This window comes from Flavobacterium fluvii (assembly GCF_900129545.1).
Taxonomy (GTDB): Bacteria; Bacteroidota; Bacteroidia; order Flavobacteriales; family Flavobacteriaceae; genus Flavobacterium; species Flavobacterium fluvii.
In genome coordinates this window covers 1-18,370 of record NZ_FQWB01000003.1, presented here as the reverse complement: position 1 = coordinate 18,370, position 18,370 = coordinate 1, and the positions used below count along the sequence as shown (strand labels likewise).

The 18,370-nt window shown below is 36.8% G+C and carries 11 protein-coding genes and 1 rRNA gene; 7 read left to right on the top strand and 5 right to left on the bottom strand.

The window, feature by feature from the left end; genetic code table 11:
* Positions 1-48: 48 nt before the first annotated feature.
* Both BUC16_RS07835 and gldJ read right to left on the bottom strand, forming a co-directional pair.
* A complete protein-coding gene (locus BUC16_RS07835; RefSeq protein ID WP_073369553.1) occupies positions 49-1,332 on the bottom strand; it encodes a UDP-N-acetylmuramoyl-tripeptide--D-alanyl-D-alanine ligase in 1,284 nt (427 codons plus the stop codon).
* A 63-nt stretch (positions 1,333-1,395) separates the two neighbouring features.
* A complete protein-coding gene (gldJ, locus tag BUC16_RS07830; protein ID WP_073369551.1) occupies positions 1,396-3,075 on the bottom strand; it encodes a gliding motility lipoprotein GldJ in 1,680 nt (559 codons plus the stop codon).
* Between the two features lie 205 nt (positions 3,076-3,280).
* Between gldJ and porU the strand changes: the two genes are divergently transcribed.
* The 5 genes from porU to BUC16_RS07805 all read left to right on the top strand — a co-directional run bounded on the left by porU (position 3,281) and on the right by BUC16_RS07805 (position 11,864).
* Entirely contained in the window at positions 3,281-7,114 is a 3,834-nt protein-coding gene (gene porU, locus BUC16_RS07825; RefSeq protein ID WP_073369549.1) for a type IX secretion system sortase PorU, read from the top strand.
* A gap of 39 nt (positions 7,115-7,153) precedes the next feature.
* Positions 7,154-8,350: a type IX secretion system outer membrane channel protein PorV gene (gene porV / locus BUC16_RS07820; RefSeq protein ID WP_073369547.1), complete on the top strand. Its 1,197-nt coding sequence runs from the start codon at positions 7,154-7,156 to the stop codon at positions 8,348-8,350.
* A gap of 157 nt (positions 8,351-8,507) precedes the next feature.
* Positions 8,508-8,990 carry a cytidine deaminase gene (gene cdd / locus BUC16_RS07815; RefSeq protein WP_073370206.1) on the top strand — a complete coding sequence of 161 codons (483 nt, stop codon included), beginning with the start codon at positions 8,508-8,510 and terminating at the stop codon, positions 8,988-8,990.
* A 229-nt stretch (positions 8,991-9,219) separates the two neighbouring features.
* Positions 9,220-10,218: a pyruvate dehydrogenase (acetyl-transferring) E1 component subunit alpha gene (pdhA, locus tag BUC16_RS07810; protein ID WP_073369545.1), complete on the top strand. Its 999-nt coding sequence runs from the start codon at positions 9,220-9,222 to the stop codon at positions 10,216-10,218.
* An 8-nt stretch (positions 10,219-10,226) separates the two neighbouring features.
* Positions 10,227-11,864 carry a dihydrolipoyl dehydrogenase family protein gene (locus tag BUC16_RS07805; RefSeq protein ID WP_073369543.1) on the top strand — a complete coding sequence of 546 codons (1,638 nt, stop codon included), beginning with the start codon at positions 10,227-10,229 and terminating at the stop codon, positions 11,862-11,864.
* A gap of 55 nt (positions 11,865-11,919) precedes the next feature.
* Here BUC16_RS07805 and BUC16_RS07800 read toward each other — a convergent pair whose 3' ends face one another.
* Positions 11,920-13,161 carry a glycosyltransferase gene (locus tag BUC16_RS07800; protein ID WP_073369541.1) on the bottom strand — a complete coding sequence of 414 codons (1,242 nt, stop codon included), beginning with the start codon at positions 13,159-13,161 and terminating at the stop codon, positions 11,920-11,922.
* Positions 13,162-13,265: 104 nt separating this feature from the next.
* Here BUC16_RS07800 and BUC16_RS07795 point away from each other — a divergent pair, with 104 nt between their 5' ends.
* Both BUC16_RS07795 and BUC16_RS07790 read left to right on the top strand, forming a co-directional pair.
* Positions 13,266-13,847, top strand: coding sequence for a MiaE family protein (locus tag BUC16_RS07795; protein ID WP_073369539.1), 582 nt, complete (start codon positions 13,266-13,268; stop codon positions 13,845-13,847).
* 43 nt (positions 13,848-13,890) lie between these two features.
* Positions 13,891-16,641: an AsmA family protein gene (locus tag BUC16_RS07790; RefSeq protein ID WP_073369537.1), complete on the top strand. Its 2,751-nt coding sequence runs from the start codon at positions 13,891-13,893 to the stop codon at positions 16,639-16,641.
* Here the strand turns inward: BUC16_RS07790 and BUC16_RS07785 are convergent.
* Positions 16,635-17,978: an MATE family efflux transporter gene (locus BUC16_RS07785; RefSeq protein ID WP_073369534.1), complete on the bottom strand. Its 1,344-nt coding sequence runs from the start codon at positions 17,976-17,978 to the stop codon at positions 16,635-16,637. The two genes, BUC16_RS07790 and BUC16_RS07785, sit on opposite strands and share 7 nt — an antisense overlap.
* Before the next feature lie 129 nt (positions 17,979-18,107).
* Positions 18,108-18,217 (bottom strand): 5S ribosomal RNA (gene rrf / locus BUC16_RS07780).
* Positions 18,218-18,370: the final 153 nt, after the last annotated feature.

Here is an 18,370-nt window from a genome sequence, read left to right as displayed (position 1 = left end):
AAGCACCATCAGTATTAGATGGTGCTTTAAGTTTTAATAGATTATTGACTACAAAAAATCCAATGTTCTTTCCAAGGCCATTCCTCTGGAGCCTTTGATTAAAATGGAGCTATTTTCTATTTTTATGTTTTTCAAATAATCTGAAAAGGATTCGAAACTTTCATAAAAATGAAAATTATCAGTATCGATTTCATTCGCATAGAATTCCTTTCCAATAAAGTAACAGATTACCTCCTTTTTATTTAAAAGCGAATTCACGATTACTTTATGTTCCTGCCAACTTTCATTTCCCAACTCAAACATATCGCCCAATATCACAATCTTGTTTAAATTATCCAATTGCAAAAAGTTTTCAATGGCAACTGCCATACTACTTGGATTGGCATTATAGGCATCCAAAATAACTTGGTTGGTTCCTTTTGACAAAAGCTGCGACCTGTTATTCTCGGGAATATAACTCTCCAAAGCTTCTTTTATGGCTAAATCATCAACCCCAAAATATTTTCCAACAGCAAGTGCAGCATTGATGTTGTTGGCATTGTATAGCCCTATTAAATGCGTCTTAACCTGAAGATTGAAAAAAGAGATTTCCACAAATGGATTGGCCGCTATGGAGGCAATATTGACATCTGCCTCTTCTTTATTTAAACCAAAGGAATAAGAATTCATTTTTCGGGACTTTTCTACCTGAATAGGGTCTTCCAAATTGATGAAGGCTAATTTATGGTTTTCGGAAAGATGTTCATACATTTCACTTTTAGCTTGAATAACTCCTTCCACTCCGCCAAAACCTTCTAAATGGGCTTTACCAAAATTAGTGATGTATCCGTAATCCGGTTTTGCCAATTCACATAAAAATTCAATTTCTTTTTTATGGTTGGCCCCCATTTCCACGATTCCCACCTCGGTTTTGCTATTAAAAGACAACAAGGTCAAAGGAACACCAATATGATTGTTTAAATTTCCAACGGTTGCTTTTGTGTTATACTTTTTGGAAAGAACCACATTGATCAGTTCTTTTGTTGTTGTTTTTCCATTGCTCCCGGTAAGCGCAATTATTGGTAATTTTAAATACTGACGATGAAATTTAGCCAGTTCTTGTAATGTCGCCAAACTGTTTTTTACCAAAATAGTCCTATCGTCAACAACATAATCTTCATTGTCAATTATTACATAAGAAGCTCCTTTTTCGAGAGCTTCGTTGGCAAATGTATTGGCATCGAAATTTTCTCCTTTTATGGCGACAAACAATGAATTGGTTTCTATTTTTCGAGTATCTATAGAAACAGCATTGCATTTCAAAAACAAACTATGAATTTGGGAAATATCCATTTTATAAAATGATTAAAACAATAAAAGCCCTAAAAAGGGCTTTTATTACTATGATGTAAAAAATTAATTTCTAGCGGTTTTTCTTTTTTCAGATTTAGCCCCAACTTTTGACATTGCGCATCTAAACCCAATGTAATCAGTCGCCATATCTTGTGGAAAATACCTTCTTTGTGCAGGATCCAACCAATACGCTCTGTCTCTCCAAGACCCTCCTTTGTAAACTCTTACATTATCGTTTATCAAAGTCGTTCTTTTACTTGACTGGTCGTATTTTCTAACCATTTTACCTAAACTATCTGTCGACACATTGTGTTTAGGAGAGTTGTACATATCTCTTCCCTCATTTGCTTTTTTATTGGTAGATTCAGCATCTGCGAAATTAAAAAATTTAGTTGATTGCTTATCTCCATCTCTATAGTTGATGTTGTCACTTTTATCGAAATTTTGCCTCAAATAAGTTTCATTTTCATCAACCGGAACTTGGGCAATCTGACCCGGTAAACTTGTTGCAACTTTTTTACCATTGCTTAAAGTCTTATATTGAATGCTATCTGTAGTTATAACTTCAATTTTACCGTCTTTTCCAATTTTATTTTTGGTATATTGATTTCCTCTAAAATAATTGAAATCGTTAGCTTCATTATCAACAATTGGTCTGTAAACATCCAGAACCCATTCGGCTACGTTTCCTGCCATATCGTACAATCCGAAATCATTTGCTGGATAGCTTTTTACTTTATTGGTAATATCGGCTCCGTCATCTGACCATCCTGCTATACCACCATAATCACCGTTTCCTTGTTTGAAATTGGCCAATTGATCTCCTTTGCTTTGTCTTTTTCCAGAACGAGTGTAACTTCCAGACCAAGGATATTTCTTTTGTCCTTTATAGATATTGTATTCTCTTTGTCCCACATCGGCAGCAGCGGCGTATTCCCATTCTGCTTCGGTAGGAAGTCTATATTCAGGAAGCAAAATCCCTGAAGATCTCTGAGCATATATGTTTTTTGGTTCTGCCGCAGTTCCATTTTTACCTGATTTAGGTGCTTTTCTTGCTCCTTTTTTTCCTGGCAATACAATTTCTGCATTTCCACCATAAGCTGATGTTGGAGTAGCTAAATAAGTTTCTGTATCGAAATTTTGCTCAGCAGTAACATCGTTTGTTTTGGCATTCTTTTTAAGGTACCCATTTTTTTCAAGCAATGATTCATTGACACGTTGTGTTCTCCATTTGGCAAATTCAACAGCTTGAATCCAATTTACCCCAACAACAGGATATTCGGCATAAGAAGGGTGTCTTAAATAGTTGTTGGTCATCGTTTCATTATAACCCAATCTATTTCTCCAGACTAATGTGTCCGGAACCACACCATTATAAACATCTTTGTATTTTTCGTCGGTTGGTGGAAATACATTTTTCACCCAGTCTAGGTATTCTAAGTACATGGCATTTGTCACCTCAGTTTCATCCATATAAAAGGACTGAACATGTTGTTGTGTCGAAGTATTATTCCAATCGTGCATAACATCATCTTCAACTTTACCCATAGTAAAAGTTCCTCCTTCAACAAAAACCAATCCCGGACCAGCTTCTTGTTTCTTTGAAGCTTTTTTGCCGTCTACGTTCCAACCTGTAGCTCTTGATGAGTTTTTGGAACTAGATTTTTTGCTACAGCTAGCAAAACCTAATACCAGCATCATCGACAACATCAATTGTAATGCAATAATTTTTTTTACTTTCATATTAGTAGGTAATAATTTAGTGGTGCAATATAATAATTAACCATTAAACCGCAACGCCATTTCTTAAAATTTATATAAAACCGTATATTTATCAGATAAATTATACAGCTTAACGCAAAAATATACTTTTTATTATTTGCAATAACACGAAATAATATATTTTTACTCATCGTAATAATCCGCCATTAATCACGTTAAAAAAACAATGAAAAAAAAATTTTTAGTCTATTTAGTCTTGATCCCCTTTGTTTCTTTCGCACAGATTAAAGGAGACATAACTATTGAATGGCTTGAAAAACAAGAAATGTCTTTTGGCGATGTCAAAATCAACATTCCCCAATTTACAGGGAATTGCTATAATTACAACGCCTCCAAAAAGGCTCTTTTTTACACCTTAAACCTATCAGAATCAAACTCGTTCAACGAGAATCCCATTCAAATAACAAACGTGATTTATGAGTCTATTTCCCCATCGCAACTTGGCGACTTAGACCCGACAAACATACCTAAAACACCATCTCCATCCCTAAAATCAACACAATCAAGAGATTTAAAACAAACCTTTTTAACCTTGTCTCCTATTGTAAAAGACGAGCTGGGTTTCAAACGAATCAAGTCTTTTTCCTATTCCATAAACGGCGGTAATTCAAGAATCTCGCAAACAACTAAAACCACGGGAGTCATATACAATTCTGTCTTGGCTTCTGGCGATTGGTATCAATTTTATGTTGAAAAATCTGGTGTTTATAAAATTTCCAAAAGCTTTTTACAACAATTGGGACTTGATTTGAATTCGGTCAATCCAAAAAAAATAAAACTATATGGAAATGGAGGCAGAATGCTGCCCTTGTCCAACAGCATTTATTACCCTACCGATTTAACCGAGAATACCATTGAAATAGTAGGTGAAAGTGATGGTGTTTTCAACAACGAGGATTATATCCTTTTTTATGCCGAAGGTGTTGACACTTGGAACCAGGAGAGCCAAACCAATGTTAATTTATACGACACCAAGTCCTATTATTATATAACAGTTCAAGGAAACGACGGAAAAAGAATTCCAAATATGGTTCAGCCTACCGGAATCAGCACATTAAACCTAAACACTTTTGACGATTACCAGTTTCACGAATTAGACCTTGTCAATATCGCCAGACTTGGCAGGCAATGGTTTGGCGAATCATTCGACATCAAACAAGACCAGGAATTCACGTTTGACTTTCCAAATATTGACACTGCAACACCCATCAGACTCAATATTAATGTCGCCAGCTCATCATTCACGAATACTTCTTTTAAGGTTACTGCAAACGGACAAGATATTGGAACAATCCCAATAACAGCACTCAACCCTAATGCAGGCAGCATTGTTTTTAACACTGCCGAGCTACCAAACAACACTCCTTTTCCAGCAGCCGAAAGCGTAAAGATTAAATTGTCCTATGACAACAATGGTGTTCCAGTTTCAAAAAGCTACCTTGATAAAATTGAACTTAACGCTAAAAGAAAACTTCAAGGATACGGAAAACAATTCAGGTTTCAGTACAATTTATCAAGTTCCAGCTCGGGAATTGTAGCTTACAACATTTCGAATGCCACTGGTCTTTCCAGAATTTGGGATGTTACCGATATATATAATGTAACTAAAGTAGAAAATTCAAATCAAGAATCCTTTTCTTTTAAAGCAAATCTCGGCGAACTTAGAAAATATGTCGCCATTGACGCCTCAGATTATTTTACCCCATTAAAAACAAGCAAAACAAAAATTGCTAACCAGAACTTGAAAGGAACACTTTTTAAAAACGCCCAAGGTCAATTTCAAGATATTGATTACGTAATCATCAGTCCGTCATTTTTAACCAGCCAAGCCGAAAAATTGGCCAATTTTCACCGTTCTTATTCAAACTTGAATGTCAAAGTAATACCTCTTGAAACTATTTATCCCGAATTTTCATCAGGAAAACAAGATATCGCCGCCATTCGAAACTGTATTAAATACATTTATGAAAACGCTTCAGTACCCGAAAAAAGAGTGAAATACGTGAACCTTTTTGGAGATGCTTCTTATGATTACAAGAACAGGACCCCGAACAACACCAATATCGTACCTATATATCATGCTTTAAACAGTAATACTATTGGAGAATCTTCTTTTGCATCTGATGACTTCTATGGATTAATGGATCCCGACGAAGGAAACATCACTTATTCTTTTGGAGGAATAGACATCGCCGTGGGCAGAATGCTTAACAATGACACTGCACAAGCCGAAGAAATGGTAAACAAAGTACTGGAATACCATGATTTAAAATCATACGGAAGTTGGAGAAATAATTTCACCATAATTTGTGATGATTCCGACAAAGTTTCTGATACCAGCTTGCAAAACAGGCAAAATAATTTAGCCGATGCCATTACCGCAGCAAAACCGTTCATGAATGCCAATAAAATAATAATGGACTCCTATGTTCAAGAAGCATCGGCTGGCGGAAATCGCTATCCAAAAGCAAGAACCGACCTATTCAGCTCCTTCGAAAAAGGAGCTTTGGTATTCAACTATTTGGGTCATGGAGGCGAAGACGGCTTGGCAGGTGAGCGAATTTGGGAAAAATCGGATGGCCAAAATTTAAACAATCAATATAAATATCCTTTATTCATAACCATAACCTGTGATTTTTCGAGATTTGACAACCCTTCAAGACCAACGGCTGGCGAATACACTTATTGGAATCCAAAAGGAGGCGCCATTTCCATGATTACCACAATTCGCGAGATTGGACAATTTAGTGCCGAAAATTTTAATGATGTTTTTTCAAAAAATTTATTTTCTTTTGGCTCAAACCAATATACATCAATTGCCGAAGCCTTGAGGATTTCCAAAAACAGCAATCCAAATTCATCAACAAATGTCGTGGTTTATTTAGGTGATCCGGCCTTGATGTTGGCCATTCCAAAACCAAAAATAAGACTGACAAAGGTAAACGACGTTCCAATATCACAACCCATCGATGATTTCAAATCATTGGCAAAAATGAAAATATCAGGTGAGATAACAGACGAAAACAACATCCCGATGACAAATTATAACGGAGAACTTTCGACCATCATTTTCGACAAAACAATCTCAAGAACAACCTTGAACAATGACGGATTCAGTCCACCCATGAATTTCAACGAATTGGGAGAAACCATTTTTAGAGGGAATGCATCAGTCAGCAATGGTCAATTTGAATTTAGTTTTATCGTTCCGAGAGACATCCGAGTTCCTGTAGCCAATGGAAAAATTAGTTTTTATGCTAAAAAAAATCAAGTTTTCGAAAATCAAACAGGTTATGATACCAGCATAAAAATTGGAGGAATAAACGAAAATGCGGTCGTGGACAATATAAGTCCAAGAGTGAAGTTATATATGAACGACGAAACTTTTGTTTCAGGTGGCACAACAAACGAATCACCATTCCTGCTAGCCCATCTTGAAGATGAAAGCGGAATAAATACGGCCAGCGGAATAGGGCATGATATGGTGGCAATACTGGATGGTAACGTGGAAAATCCTTATGTTTTGAACGATTATTATCAAACCAGCCTGGATGATTACACCAAGGGAACGCTTCGATTTCCTTTACGGAATTTGGCTGTTGGCCTGCACACCATCACGTTCAAAGGATGGGATGTTTACAACAACCCCATAACTGCCGAGATTCAGTTTGTAGTCGTTGGCAACGAATCGATAACATTGACCCATGTGTTGAATTATCCCAACCCATTTGTCAATTATACCGAATTTTGGTTTTCACACAACAGACCTTATGAACCCCTAGAAGTTCAGGTTCAGGTGATGACCATAACCGGAAAGATAGTTTGGACAAAAAATCAAATCATTACCACCGAAGGATTTTTATCTAAAGATATCACTTGGGACGGCAAAGATGATTTTGGAAACAGGATAGGAAAAGGAGTTTATGTATATAAACTCAGCGTCAAATCGAACTTGACCAACACAAAAACCGAGAAATTTGAAAAACTTGTAATACTTTAATAAAATACTATATTTGTTCCATCAATTTTTTTTAAACCAATGAAAAAAACACTACTACTTTTTATCTGCTTATTTATAATTTCATTTGCAAAAGCACAAGAGAATCCTATCACCACAGGTGTTCCGTTTTTATTGGTGGCTGCCGATGCCAGGGCTGCAGGTATGGCAGACAATGGAGTAGCTAGTTCAGCCGATACTTTTTCGCAACAATGGAATCCTGCAAAATATGCCTTTGCCCTGGACAAACAAGGATTTTCGATAAGCTACACGCCTTATCTTACTGACTTGGTAAACGACATTTCCTTGGGACAATTGACCTATTACAACAGATTAAACGAAAGAAGTGCTTTTGCGGGAAGTTTTAGATTTTTCGGATTGGGCAACATCGAATTACGAGAAACTGGCGATCCAAACGAAATTCCAAGAATAGTCTCTCCTAGCGAGTTTGCTTTTGATGGGTCTTATTCCTTAAAATTGAGCGAAAAATTCTCGATGGCCATTGGCGCTAGATACATAAATTCTAATTTGAAAGTAGCTTCAGACGCAGGTGACGCTTCTTCGGCAAGTTCTTTCGCCATAGATGTTGCCGGATTTTTCCAATCAGAAGAAGTCGCCTATAACGACTTTAACGGTAGATGGAGAGCTGGATTCAACATTCAAAATTTAGGGCCAAAAATCAGCTACGACAATACAGAATTCAGCAACAACTTTTTGCCTGCCAATTTAAAAGTGGGAACTGGTTTTGATTTTATATTGGACGATTACAACAAGGTAGCCTTGAACGTTGAATTCAATAAACTATTAGTACCAACCCCACAAGTATATTATAGTAATGGTGGTTATGAAGGAGTTGACATGGATGGAGACGGCAATGTTGATTCAACAGACTATGACCTTGCCAGTGAAGAATATAGATCCATTGGATGGTTTTCAGGAGTTTTTCAATCCTTCACTGATGCACCAGGCGGTTTTAGCGAAGAATTAAAAGAAATCACCTATTCCGCAGGAGCCGAATATTTGTACCAAGACTCGTTTTCTATGCGAATGGGGTATTTTCATGAAAGCCCAGACAAAGGTGCCAGACAATTTTTCTCCCTTGGAGCAGGATTCAAATACAATGTAGTAAAAGTGGATGTTTCTTACCTGTTCTCTTCAGGAAAAGTCAAAAATCCGTTAGAAAACACTTTGCGATTCTCGCTTACATTTAATTTTGGAGACAAATACGAAGAATATTAGCAAATAGTTAACCCATAATCAAAAATCCAAATTTCATTTGAAATTTGGATTTTTTTTCCAATAAAAAGAATGAAACGAGCATATAAAAATTTCATTAATACCTGGTTGGTTATTTGCGAGTTCCATCTGACCGTTGAAAATCAATAAAAGCAAACAGATGAAAGACATCACCATCACAACCCAATTTTCGGTTTTTGATTCCATTCAAGAATTGCCAGCCGATGTTCAAAATCTAATGGAACAGGCCGTAGCCGTCAGGAAAAAAGCTTATGCCCCCTACTCCAAATTCAAGGTTGGCGCAGCACTTTTGTTGGATAATGGAAAAATTGTTTTAGGTTCAAACCAAGAAAACGCCGCTTATCCTTCGGGGCTTTGTGCTGAACGCGTAGCTATATTTCATTCGGGAGCCAATTATCCCGAAGCAAAAATTTTAAAAATAGCCATAAGTGCCGCTTCAGATACGAATACAACTAATACTCCCATACCTCCTTGCGGATCTTGCCGACAATCCATGGCGGAATATGAGATTAAACAAGAAGTTCCCATTGAAATTTATTTTATGGGAGAAGTAGGCGCTATTTACAAATCGGCATCCCTAAAAAACCTGCTTCCTTTTATGTTTGACAAAAAGTTTTTATAAAAAAAACAAAAAATGTTCTAAAAGTGTATTTTTAATTTTACTACTTCCTCAGAATGTGCTATTTTTGCACTTCGATATTTTAATGGTAAATTCGTAAAAAACAAACTATTTTTAGTTTTAAAACAATTACAAACACAACAAAACTATAAAATACGGATGAAATTGGTTTTTATTAAGCCACGATTCTAAACTAATTATAGGCTAACTACACATTACAAAAGAAAAACAGATGAAAGAAGTTACAAAAGAAGTTTATTTAAAATGGTATGAAGACATGCTGCTTTGGAGAAGGTTTGAAGACAAACTAGCAGCACTATATATTCAACAAAAAATCAGGGGATTTCTACACTTATATAATGGTCAAGAGGCTGTTTTAGCTGGTGCCTTGCACGCTATGGACTTGACTAAAGACAAAATGATTACCGCATACAGAAATCACGTTCAACCAATCGGAATGGGTGTAGACCCAAGAAGAGTAATGGCAGAACTTATGGGTAAAGCCACTGGAACTTCAAAAGGAATGGGTGGTTCCATGCACATTTTCTCAAAAGAACACCGTTTTTATGGTGGACACGGAATTGTTGGAGGACAAATTCCACTTGGAGCTGGATTAGCTTTTGGAGATAAATACAATAATACTGGTGGTGTTACCATGACTTATTTTGGTGATGGTGCTTCACGCCAAGGTTCATTGCACGAAGCCTTTAACATGGCCATGCTTTGGAATCTTCCAGTAGTTTTCATAGTTGAAAACAACGGTTATGCCATGGGAACTTCTGTTGAAAGAACCGCAAACCACCCAGATATCTGGAAACTTGGTTTAGGTTACGAAATGCCTTGCGGACCAGTTGACGGAATGAACCCTGTAAAAGTAGCTGAAGCAATGAGCGAAGCCATCGAAAGAGCTCGTAGTGGTGGTGGACCAACTTTCCTTGAAATGAAAACCTATCGTTATAGAGGACACTCTATGTCAGATGCACAATTATACCGTTCGAAAGAAGAAGTGGAAGAGTATAAAAAAATTGACCCGATTACCCAAGTTTTGGATGTAATCAAAGATCAAAAATACGCTACCGAAGAAGAAATTCAAGCCATCGACCAGAGAGTAAAAGACTTGATCGAAGAATGCGTGAAATTTGCAGAAGAATCTCCATATCCAGAAGTACAACAACTATACGATGTTGTTTACGAACAAGAAAACTATCCATTTATTCCTCATAAACTATAAATTCAATTATGGCAACAATAATAACAATGCCTCGCTTGAGCGATACAATGACTGAAGGAACGGTAGCGACTTGGTTAAAAAAAGTAGGCGACAAAGTATCTGAAGGCGATATGCTTGCAGAAATTGAAACTGACAAAGCTACCATGGAATTTGAGTCTTTCAACGAAGGAACTCTTTTATACATTGGTATTCAAGCAGGAGAAACTGCACCGATAGACTCTCTTCTAGCCATTATTGGAAATGAAGGCGAAGACATTGCTGCTTTAATAGCCGGAGGTGCAACTGCAGCACCAGCAACAGCTGCTCCAGCCGCAACCGAAGCCAAACAAGAAACAGCCGCTCCCGTAGCAGTTGCAACCGCTGCTTTACCGGCAGGAGTTGTCGTGGTAACAATGCCTCGTTTGAGCGATACCATGACCGAAGGAACTGTGGCAACTTGGTTGAAAAAAGTAGGCGACAAAGTTTCAGAAGGCGATATGCTTGCTGAAATTGAAACCGACAAAGCAACTATGGAATTTGAATCCTTCAATGAAGGAACTTTATTATACATTGGAATTCAAGAAGGACAATCGGCTCCAATTGACAGCCTTTTAGCCATTATTGGACCAGAAGGAACAGATGTTAGCGGCATCGCCGGTGGCTTTACAGTTGGAGGAGCTGCACCTGCAGCCGTTGCCACTGAAGAAGCGAAAGCCGCACCTGCAGCACAAGCTGCGCCAGTTGTTCAAGAAGCAGCTGTTAATGGACAAAGGGTTTTGGCTTCGCCATTGGCAAAGAAAATTGCCAGCGACAAAGGAATTCAATTGGCACAAGTAAAAGGTTCCGGCGAAAATGGACGCATCACCAAAAGTGACGTTGAAAACTTTACTCCACAAGCTGCCGCTGCTCCAGCTGCAAGCTCTGCTGCACCAGCTAAATCAGAAGTTGCTGCACCAGCAGCAAAACCTTATGTTCCAGCAGGACAAGTTGCCACAGAAGAGATTAAAAACTCTACAATGCGTAAAATCATTGCAAAACGTTTGGCAGAATCCTTGTTTACTGCGCCACATTACAACTTGGTAATAGAGGTAACAATGGACGAAGCCATGAAATCTAGAGCAATTATCAACAGCGTCCCAGATACCAAAGTATCTTTTAACGACATGGTAATTAAAGCTTCTGCATTGGCTTTGAAAAAACACCCAAAAATCAATTCACAATGGTCAGCGGATGCAATTACCATCAACTATCACGTGAACATTGGTGTTGCCGTTGCCGTTGAAGACGGATTGGTTGTTCCAGTATTGCCGTTTACTGACGGTATGAGCTTGTCTCAAATTGGAACCAGCGTAAGAGACCTTGCCGGAAGAGCGAAAAACAAAAAATTATTGCCTACCGAAATGGAAGGAAGTACTTTCACTATTTCCAACCTTGGAATGTTTGGAATTACCGAATTCAACTCCATCATCAACCAACCAAATTCTGCCATCCTATCCGTAGGAGCGATTGTAGAAAAACCAGTGGTAAAAAATGGACAAATCGTGGTAGGAAACACAATGATGTTATCTTTGGCTTGCGATCACAGAACTATCGACGGTGCAACCGGCGCTCAGTTCTTGCAAACCTTGAAACAATACATTGAAAACCCAGTGACGATGCTGGCTTAAAAGCTCGTTGGTTTATATATGAAATCCCGTTTCTTTCAAAAGAAACGGGATTTTTTTATTTATTCTTCTCCTCAATCCAACGCGACATATATTTGGTACTCGTCAAAGTATGATGTTGCAATAGTGTACCCATAAAATTATTCAAACGATATTGTTTTAAATGCGTTTGAATTTTTAAAATATGCTGAACAAAATCATTCTCGAACACCGATTTTAAATAGAGTTTTTCCATAATTTCAAAACCATTTTCTTGGGCTTTTAGCCAAATCGTTTTGTCTTGATACAATTCTACTGCTTTATAAGCAAAAATCTGTGGATCATCAGCAATAAACCCATTCCAAGGCAAATCGCCACACATAGATTCGGCTCCAATGCTTGTCGTCACGCTAGGCGTTCCGCATTGCATTGCTTCTAATAACTTTCCTTTTATTCCAGCTCCAAAACGCAAAGGCGCCAACATAACTCTGCCATTTTGCACCACTTCTTGGGCAGAATCGGCACGCCCCATAATATAGAAACCTTGCTTGGGTTGGTGTAATTGCAATACTTTTTGTGAAGGATACGCTCCGTAAATATGCAAAACAGCTTCCGGCATTTGTTTCCTGACGAGTGGCCAAATCGTTTCTTTTAAATATTGAACCGCATTCCAATTGGGTTCGTGAAGAAAGTTGCCAATGAAAACAAAGTTGTTCCGTTCTTCGAATGAAGGCAGATTTTGAATGGTTGAAACAGTAATGGGTTCCAACAACAAAGGCAAATAATACAACAAATCAATATCTATTTTGAAAACGGATTGCAGCAATTCCATTTCATATTCGGCAATCATCAAGGAAACATCACAACGCAAAATACTGGCAATTTCTCTTTTGGCAACATCTTCAACCAACAAATCGTCTGTTGAAAATGGCCTGTTTTCCTTGAATGCCTTTTGGCGCGCCAAACGCAAACAATGCAAATCTTCGGTATCCAATAATCGTAAAGCATCAGGACAATTTTCGGCAACACGCCAACCAAATTGTTCTTCCATCATAAAACGGTCAAACAAAACAATAGTGGGATTCAATTCTTTTACAAAAACATCAAAACTGGAACAATTTAAAGTGATGGATTTCTTGGAAATTCCAAGAGAGTTAAGGTCAATCATATAATCGCTATCCATTGCCGGACTGGCAAAAGTAACTTCGAAACCTTGTTGTTTAAAAATAGAGATTAACTGTACCATTCTGCCTCCAGCAGCAGAAGAATTAGGCTCAGGCCAAACAAAACCAATAATTAAAACCTTCTGATTTACACTCATAACACACTTTTATGACACAAAATAAGGGAAATAATCCGGGAATCAATCTGTTCTACAATAAATAAAAGCCGTATTTTTGTAAATAATTTTCATACACAGAAAAAATGTTAGGATTAAAATTAGTTACCGACCCAAAATGGGTAAATATCGTTGAATCGAACATCGAAGAAATCTTGACCGATCACGCTTGGTGTGAACAAAAAGCGGCGACAAACATCATAACTATCATCACTTACAATTCAGAACACGAAGAATTGGTTACTGATTTGTTGGAAATCGCCAAAGAAGAATTGGAACATTTTCAAATGGTCCACAATATCATCAAAGAACGTGGATTAAAATTGGGAAGGGAGCGAAAAGACCATTACGTGAACGAACTTTTCAAGTTTATGAAAAAAGACGGCAGCCGAAATGATGCTTTTGTTGACAGATTGCTTTTTTCTGCCATGATTGAAGCTAGAAGTTGCGAGAGATTCAAAGTGTTGTCGCAAAATATTGAAGACAAGGAATTGGCCGAATTTTACAGAAAATTAATGATTAGTGAAGCTGGGCATTACACTACTTTTCTAGCTTTCGCCAGAAAATATTCCGAGAAAGTTGACGTTGATAAAAGATGGGCTGAGTGGCTCGATTTTGAAGGCAAACTGATTACCAATTACGGAAAAAGCGAAACCGTTCACGGATAAATTCTTATATTTAAAACAATATATTTATTACACCTTATAAAATATGGATGCTATTAAAGTGAAATCAGTTTTAGTTAAAACGGCAAAATATACAGGAATAACATTTGCTGTCATTCTTTCCTTGATGTTCCTGACACCCATTGTTTTCTCTGACAAACTCAAAGAAGAAATCAAAAAAACAGCCAATAAAAAATTGGCAGGAGAACTCAATTACTCAGATGTGAATGTTTCGTTTTTTAAACATTTCCCTTCATTGACCTTAACTTTAAATGATTTTAAACTCAATGGTTCGACCCCATTTCAAAAAGAAAGATTGATTAACGCCAAAGAAGTCTCCTTTGGAATCAATCTATCGAGTCTAATTTTTGGGGAATCCATAAAAATAGATGAAATATACCTATCCAATTCAACCATAAATATCAAAGTAAATAAAGAAGGATTAGCTAATTACAACGTTTATATTCCCGAGAAAGAAGACGAAAAAAAAGACAAAGAATCTGCAGGCATAAAACTGGAACATATTGAAATCATAGATAGTGAACTTGTTTATGATGACAAATCAACCCAAGTACACTTTGATGCTTTTGGCTTTAATTATCTCGGAAAAGGAGATTTGAGTCAAGATATTTTTGATTTATACTCGAAAGCAAAAATCGACAAACTCAACGTACTCTACGAAAACGAACATTATTTGATGAACAAAAAAGTAGATGCCGATTTAATTACCAAAATAAACGTCAACTCCCTATCCTTCGTTTTTGAACAAAATGATTTGATGATTAACCAACTTCCCGTTGACTTCAAAGGAAAATTCGATTTCTTGAAAGACGGTTACAATATGGATTTCGTAGTCAATTCTACCAATAGCAATCTCCACGATTTATTCACGGCTTTCCCTCCAAAATATATTACTTGGCTTAAAAAAACGGAATTAAACGGAAAAACGGATTTACTTCTTACCCTAAAAGGGAAATATATCGAGTCAAAAAGCATTGCTCCCGACTTAAATCTAGATTTTAAAATAAGAGACGGATTTGTTAATTATGACAAAAGTGCTTTCCCTGTTTCGAATCTAAATTTGGATTTGTCCACAAGCTTGCCATCGTTAAATCCAGACCTTTTAATTGTTGACACCAAGAGTATATCACTAAACGTAAACAAAGATTATTTGAAAGCAAAACTGTTCGTTAAAGGAATGAATACTCCTGAAATAGACGCAGTTTTCAATTCGAAAATAGATTTGGAAAAACTCAATCGAGCCATTGGAATTCCGGATTTTGAATTAAAAGGAATGCTTGTTGGCCAAGGAAAAGCAAAAGGAAAATACGATCCAAAGAATAAAATCTTCCCGATTACCAATGCCAGTATCAGCCTGAAAAGCGGCTATGTTAAAACCAAATATTATCCAAATCCAATTACCAAAATCAACATCCTCACTACAATAAACAACCAAAAAGGAACCTCCAGCGATTTAAAAATAAGCCTAAAACCTGCTGAATTTACCTTTGAAGGAAAACCTGTTTTTGTAGAAGCCCAATTGGATAATTTTGACGATCTCACTTACGATATCAAGGCAAAAGGAACGCTAGATATCAGCAAAATTTACAAGGTTTTCTCCCAAAAAGGACTTGATGTAGATGGCTCTATCAAAGCTGATTTAGTTTTGAAAGGAAAACAAAGCGATGCCGAAAAAGGAAATTACAGCAAACTGAACAATAAAGGAACATTAGAACTAAGAAACATTTTAATTGCAACAGAATATCTTCCGAAAAAATTTCTCATCAAAGAAGGCATCTTCAAAATCAACCAAGACAAAATGTCTTTCCACAATTTCTTGTCAGCTTACGGACAATCTGATTTCAGGATGAATGGTTATTTGCAAAATGTATTCAATTTTGCTACCACAAATACCGGTATTTTGAGAGGTTCATTCACGTTAAATTCAACCTACATCAATGCCGATGAATTTATGTCTAAAACTGAAGTTAGCACGACAACAAACGCATCAAATCCAGAAACAAAACCGACAAATACGGAAGAAACAGGAGTAATCATCATTCCTGCCAATTTAGATTTAAAATTCCAAGCCAATGCCCAAAAAGTAAACTTCAACGAATTGACGCTTAACCAAGCAAAAGGAACAATGAGCATGAAAAACGGCAAATTGACAATGCAAAACACCGGATTCAATTTAATAGGTTGTGCCGTAACAATGAATGCCAATTACCAAGCAACAACTCCTAAAAAAGCGCAATTCGAATACGACATCAAAGCCAGTGATTTTGACATCAAAAGAGCTTACAATGAAATAAAAATCTTTAGGGAAATAGCCAGTGCCGCCGAAAAAGCCCAAGGAATAATCTCATTGGAATACAAACTCAAAGGTCGATTAAATGCCAATATGGAACCCGTTTATCCATCATTAGTTGGTAATGGAATCGTATCCGTAAAAGACATAAAAATGCACGGAATGAAAATGTTTAGTGCTGTTGCCAAGAAGACCAGTAAAGAAGAAATGAAAAATCCAGAATTATCCAAGGTAGTAATAAAAAGTTCCATCAAAAATAATATCATTACGATAGAACGATTCAAATTCAAATTTGCAGGATTCAGACCAAGAATAGAAGGAACCACAAGCCTGGACGGAAGATTAAACATCAAAATGAGATTGGGATTGCCACCATTCGGAATTTTTGGAATCCCGATGACAATTACGGGAAACAAAGACAATCCGAAAGTAAAAGTAGGTAAACAATCCGAAGATTTGGAAGAGACTAAAGATACAATTCAATAAGAATTGATTTTCCAAGTTTTCCAAAACACTGGAATTTGATAACCTAACATACAAATCCAACCCAACAAACAAGCCAATGCAAACCCTTTGACTCCAAAATAAGAGGCTATCAAATAGGCTGCTAAAACTCTAACAACAATTTGTACAAAAGTTGCTTTTAGGGTAATTTCCATTTTACCCAATCCACGGAAATAGCCCTGAATTACATTGGTTATTCCAGGCAACAAATAAAGAAAAGCCATTACCTTCAGATATTGAACTCCAGCTTCAACCACTTGTGATTCTCTGCTACCCATAAATAAAATCATCAATTCCTTGGCAAACACGAATATGAGAACCGTCATAACCAAACTGTAAATTACTTCCAGCTTAACACCAACTAAAAATCCTTTCCGAATACGACTAAAACTTCCTTTACCTTTATTCTGTGCCAGAAAACCAGTAATACCATGACCAATATTTTGTTGTACTATCATGACAAAATCGTCAATTCTAGTAACGGCATTAAACGCCGCAATTGCAAAAACCCCTAATGGATTTACCGCACCCTGAACAAGAAGCTTGCCCAAATGCAACGTAATTTGCTGCATGGCCGTAACAAAACTGTATCCCAAAATAATACGCAATAAATCACGATCAAAAACAAATTCATTTTTTTTGAACCTCAAAAAAGGAATTTTAATACGAACATATATAATACAAAAAAGGGCAGCGGTAGCTTCAGCAATAACGGTTCCCAAAGCAGCTCCTTCTATTCCTTTTTTCCAAACGACAACAAAAAGAAGTTCAAGAAAAACATTAAGAACTGCTGATGCTGCTAAAAAATAAAGTGAAACCTTGGAATTACCCATGCTTCGCAGTGTAGAAGCATAAATATTATAAATGAAAGTAAAAATCAATCCCACAAAAATGATTTGCAAATAGGAGGTAGCATCGTCGATAATTAAATCAGGAGTGTTTAATAGAGCAAGCAAGGCGTAAGAAAAAAAATAACCTAAAATCACAATAACCAGCGTAAAAAAACCACCTGTGATTACTGAGGTTGAAATTACTTTCTTCAAATTTACGAAATCTCCTTTTCCAAAAAAATTACCCATCAATACAGACATCCCCAAACAAATACCTATGATTAAAAAAAGCATAATATTCATTACTGGACTTGCTGCACCTAAAGCAGCTAAAGCATTTGCTCCTATAAAACGTCCAACAATAATAGAATCAGCAGCATTATATGATAATACAAAAAAATTACCAATAATAAGTGGTAAGGTAAAATGAATAATCTGGGGAGTAATTTCCCCACTAGTCATATTTACAACATTTTTATTATTATCCATATTGCTTTGAATTTCAGACCAAAAATAGCACTAATATACTAACACTCTCCCAAAACACCTCCTTGAATTTTTCCTCAATCTTCCCCAAAACAAAAAACCCCATTCCGATAGGAATAGGGTTTTTCAAAAGAAAGGCGACGACATACTCTCCCACAATACTGCAGTACCATCTGCGCAGGCGGGCTTAACTACTCTGTTCGGGATGGGAAGAGGTGAGCCCCGCCGCAATAACCACCTTAAGGCCGTTTTGCAATGGGTAATCAATTTATTTATTGATCAACATTACACAATATCTTAACATACTGAGATAAAGAAATTCAATAAATTGTCATCCTGTAAAGGATCTAGAAAGTTTCTTCTCCCGACCGAAGTCGGGAGAAAAGGTGTACATA

Bases quoted from the DNA above. Each gene is read 5' to 3' on its own strand.
- BUC16_RS07835 (WP_073369553.1), bottom strand. From the start codon at position 1,332: ATGGATATTTCCCAAATTCATAGTTTGTTTTTGAAATGCAATGCTGTT.
- gldJ (WP_073369551.1), bottom strand. From the start codon at position 3,075: ATGAAAGTAAAAAAAATTATTGCATTACAATTGATGTTGTCGATGATG.
- porU (WP_073369549.1), top strand. From the start codon at position 3,281: ATGAAAAAAAAATTTTTAGTCTATTTAGTCTTGATCCCCTTTGTTTCT.
- porV (WP_073369547.1), top strand. From the start codon at position 7,154: ATGAAAAAAACACTACTACTTTTTATCTGCTTATTTATAATTTCATTT.
- cdd (WP_073370206.1), top strand. From the start codon at position 8,508: ATGAAAGACATCACCATCACAACCCAATTTTCGGTTTTTGATTCCATT.
- pdhA (WP_073369545.1), top strand. From the start codon at position 9,220: ATGAAAGAAGTTACAAAAGAAGTTTATTTAAAATGGTATGAAGACATG.
- BUC16_RS07805 (WP_073369543.1), top strand. From the start codon at position 10,227: ATGGCAACAATAATAACAATGCCTCGCTTGAGCGATACAATGACTGAA.
- BUC16_RS07800 (WP_073369541.1), bottom strand. From the start codon at position 13,161: ATGAGTGTAAATCAGAAGGTTTTAATTATTGGTTTTGTTTGGCCTGAG.
- BUC16_RS07795 (WP_073369539.1), top strand. From the start codon at position 13,266: ATGTTAGGATTAAAATTAGTTACCGACCCAAAATGGGTAAATATCGTT.
- BUC16_RS07790 (WP_073369537.1), top strand. From the start codon at position 13,891: ATGGATGCTATTAAAGTGAAATCAGTTTTAGTTAAAACGGCAAAATAT.
- BUC16_RS07785 (WP_073369534.1), bottom strand. From the start codon at position 17,978: ATGGATAATAATAAAAATGTTGTAAATATGACTAGTGGGGAAATTACT.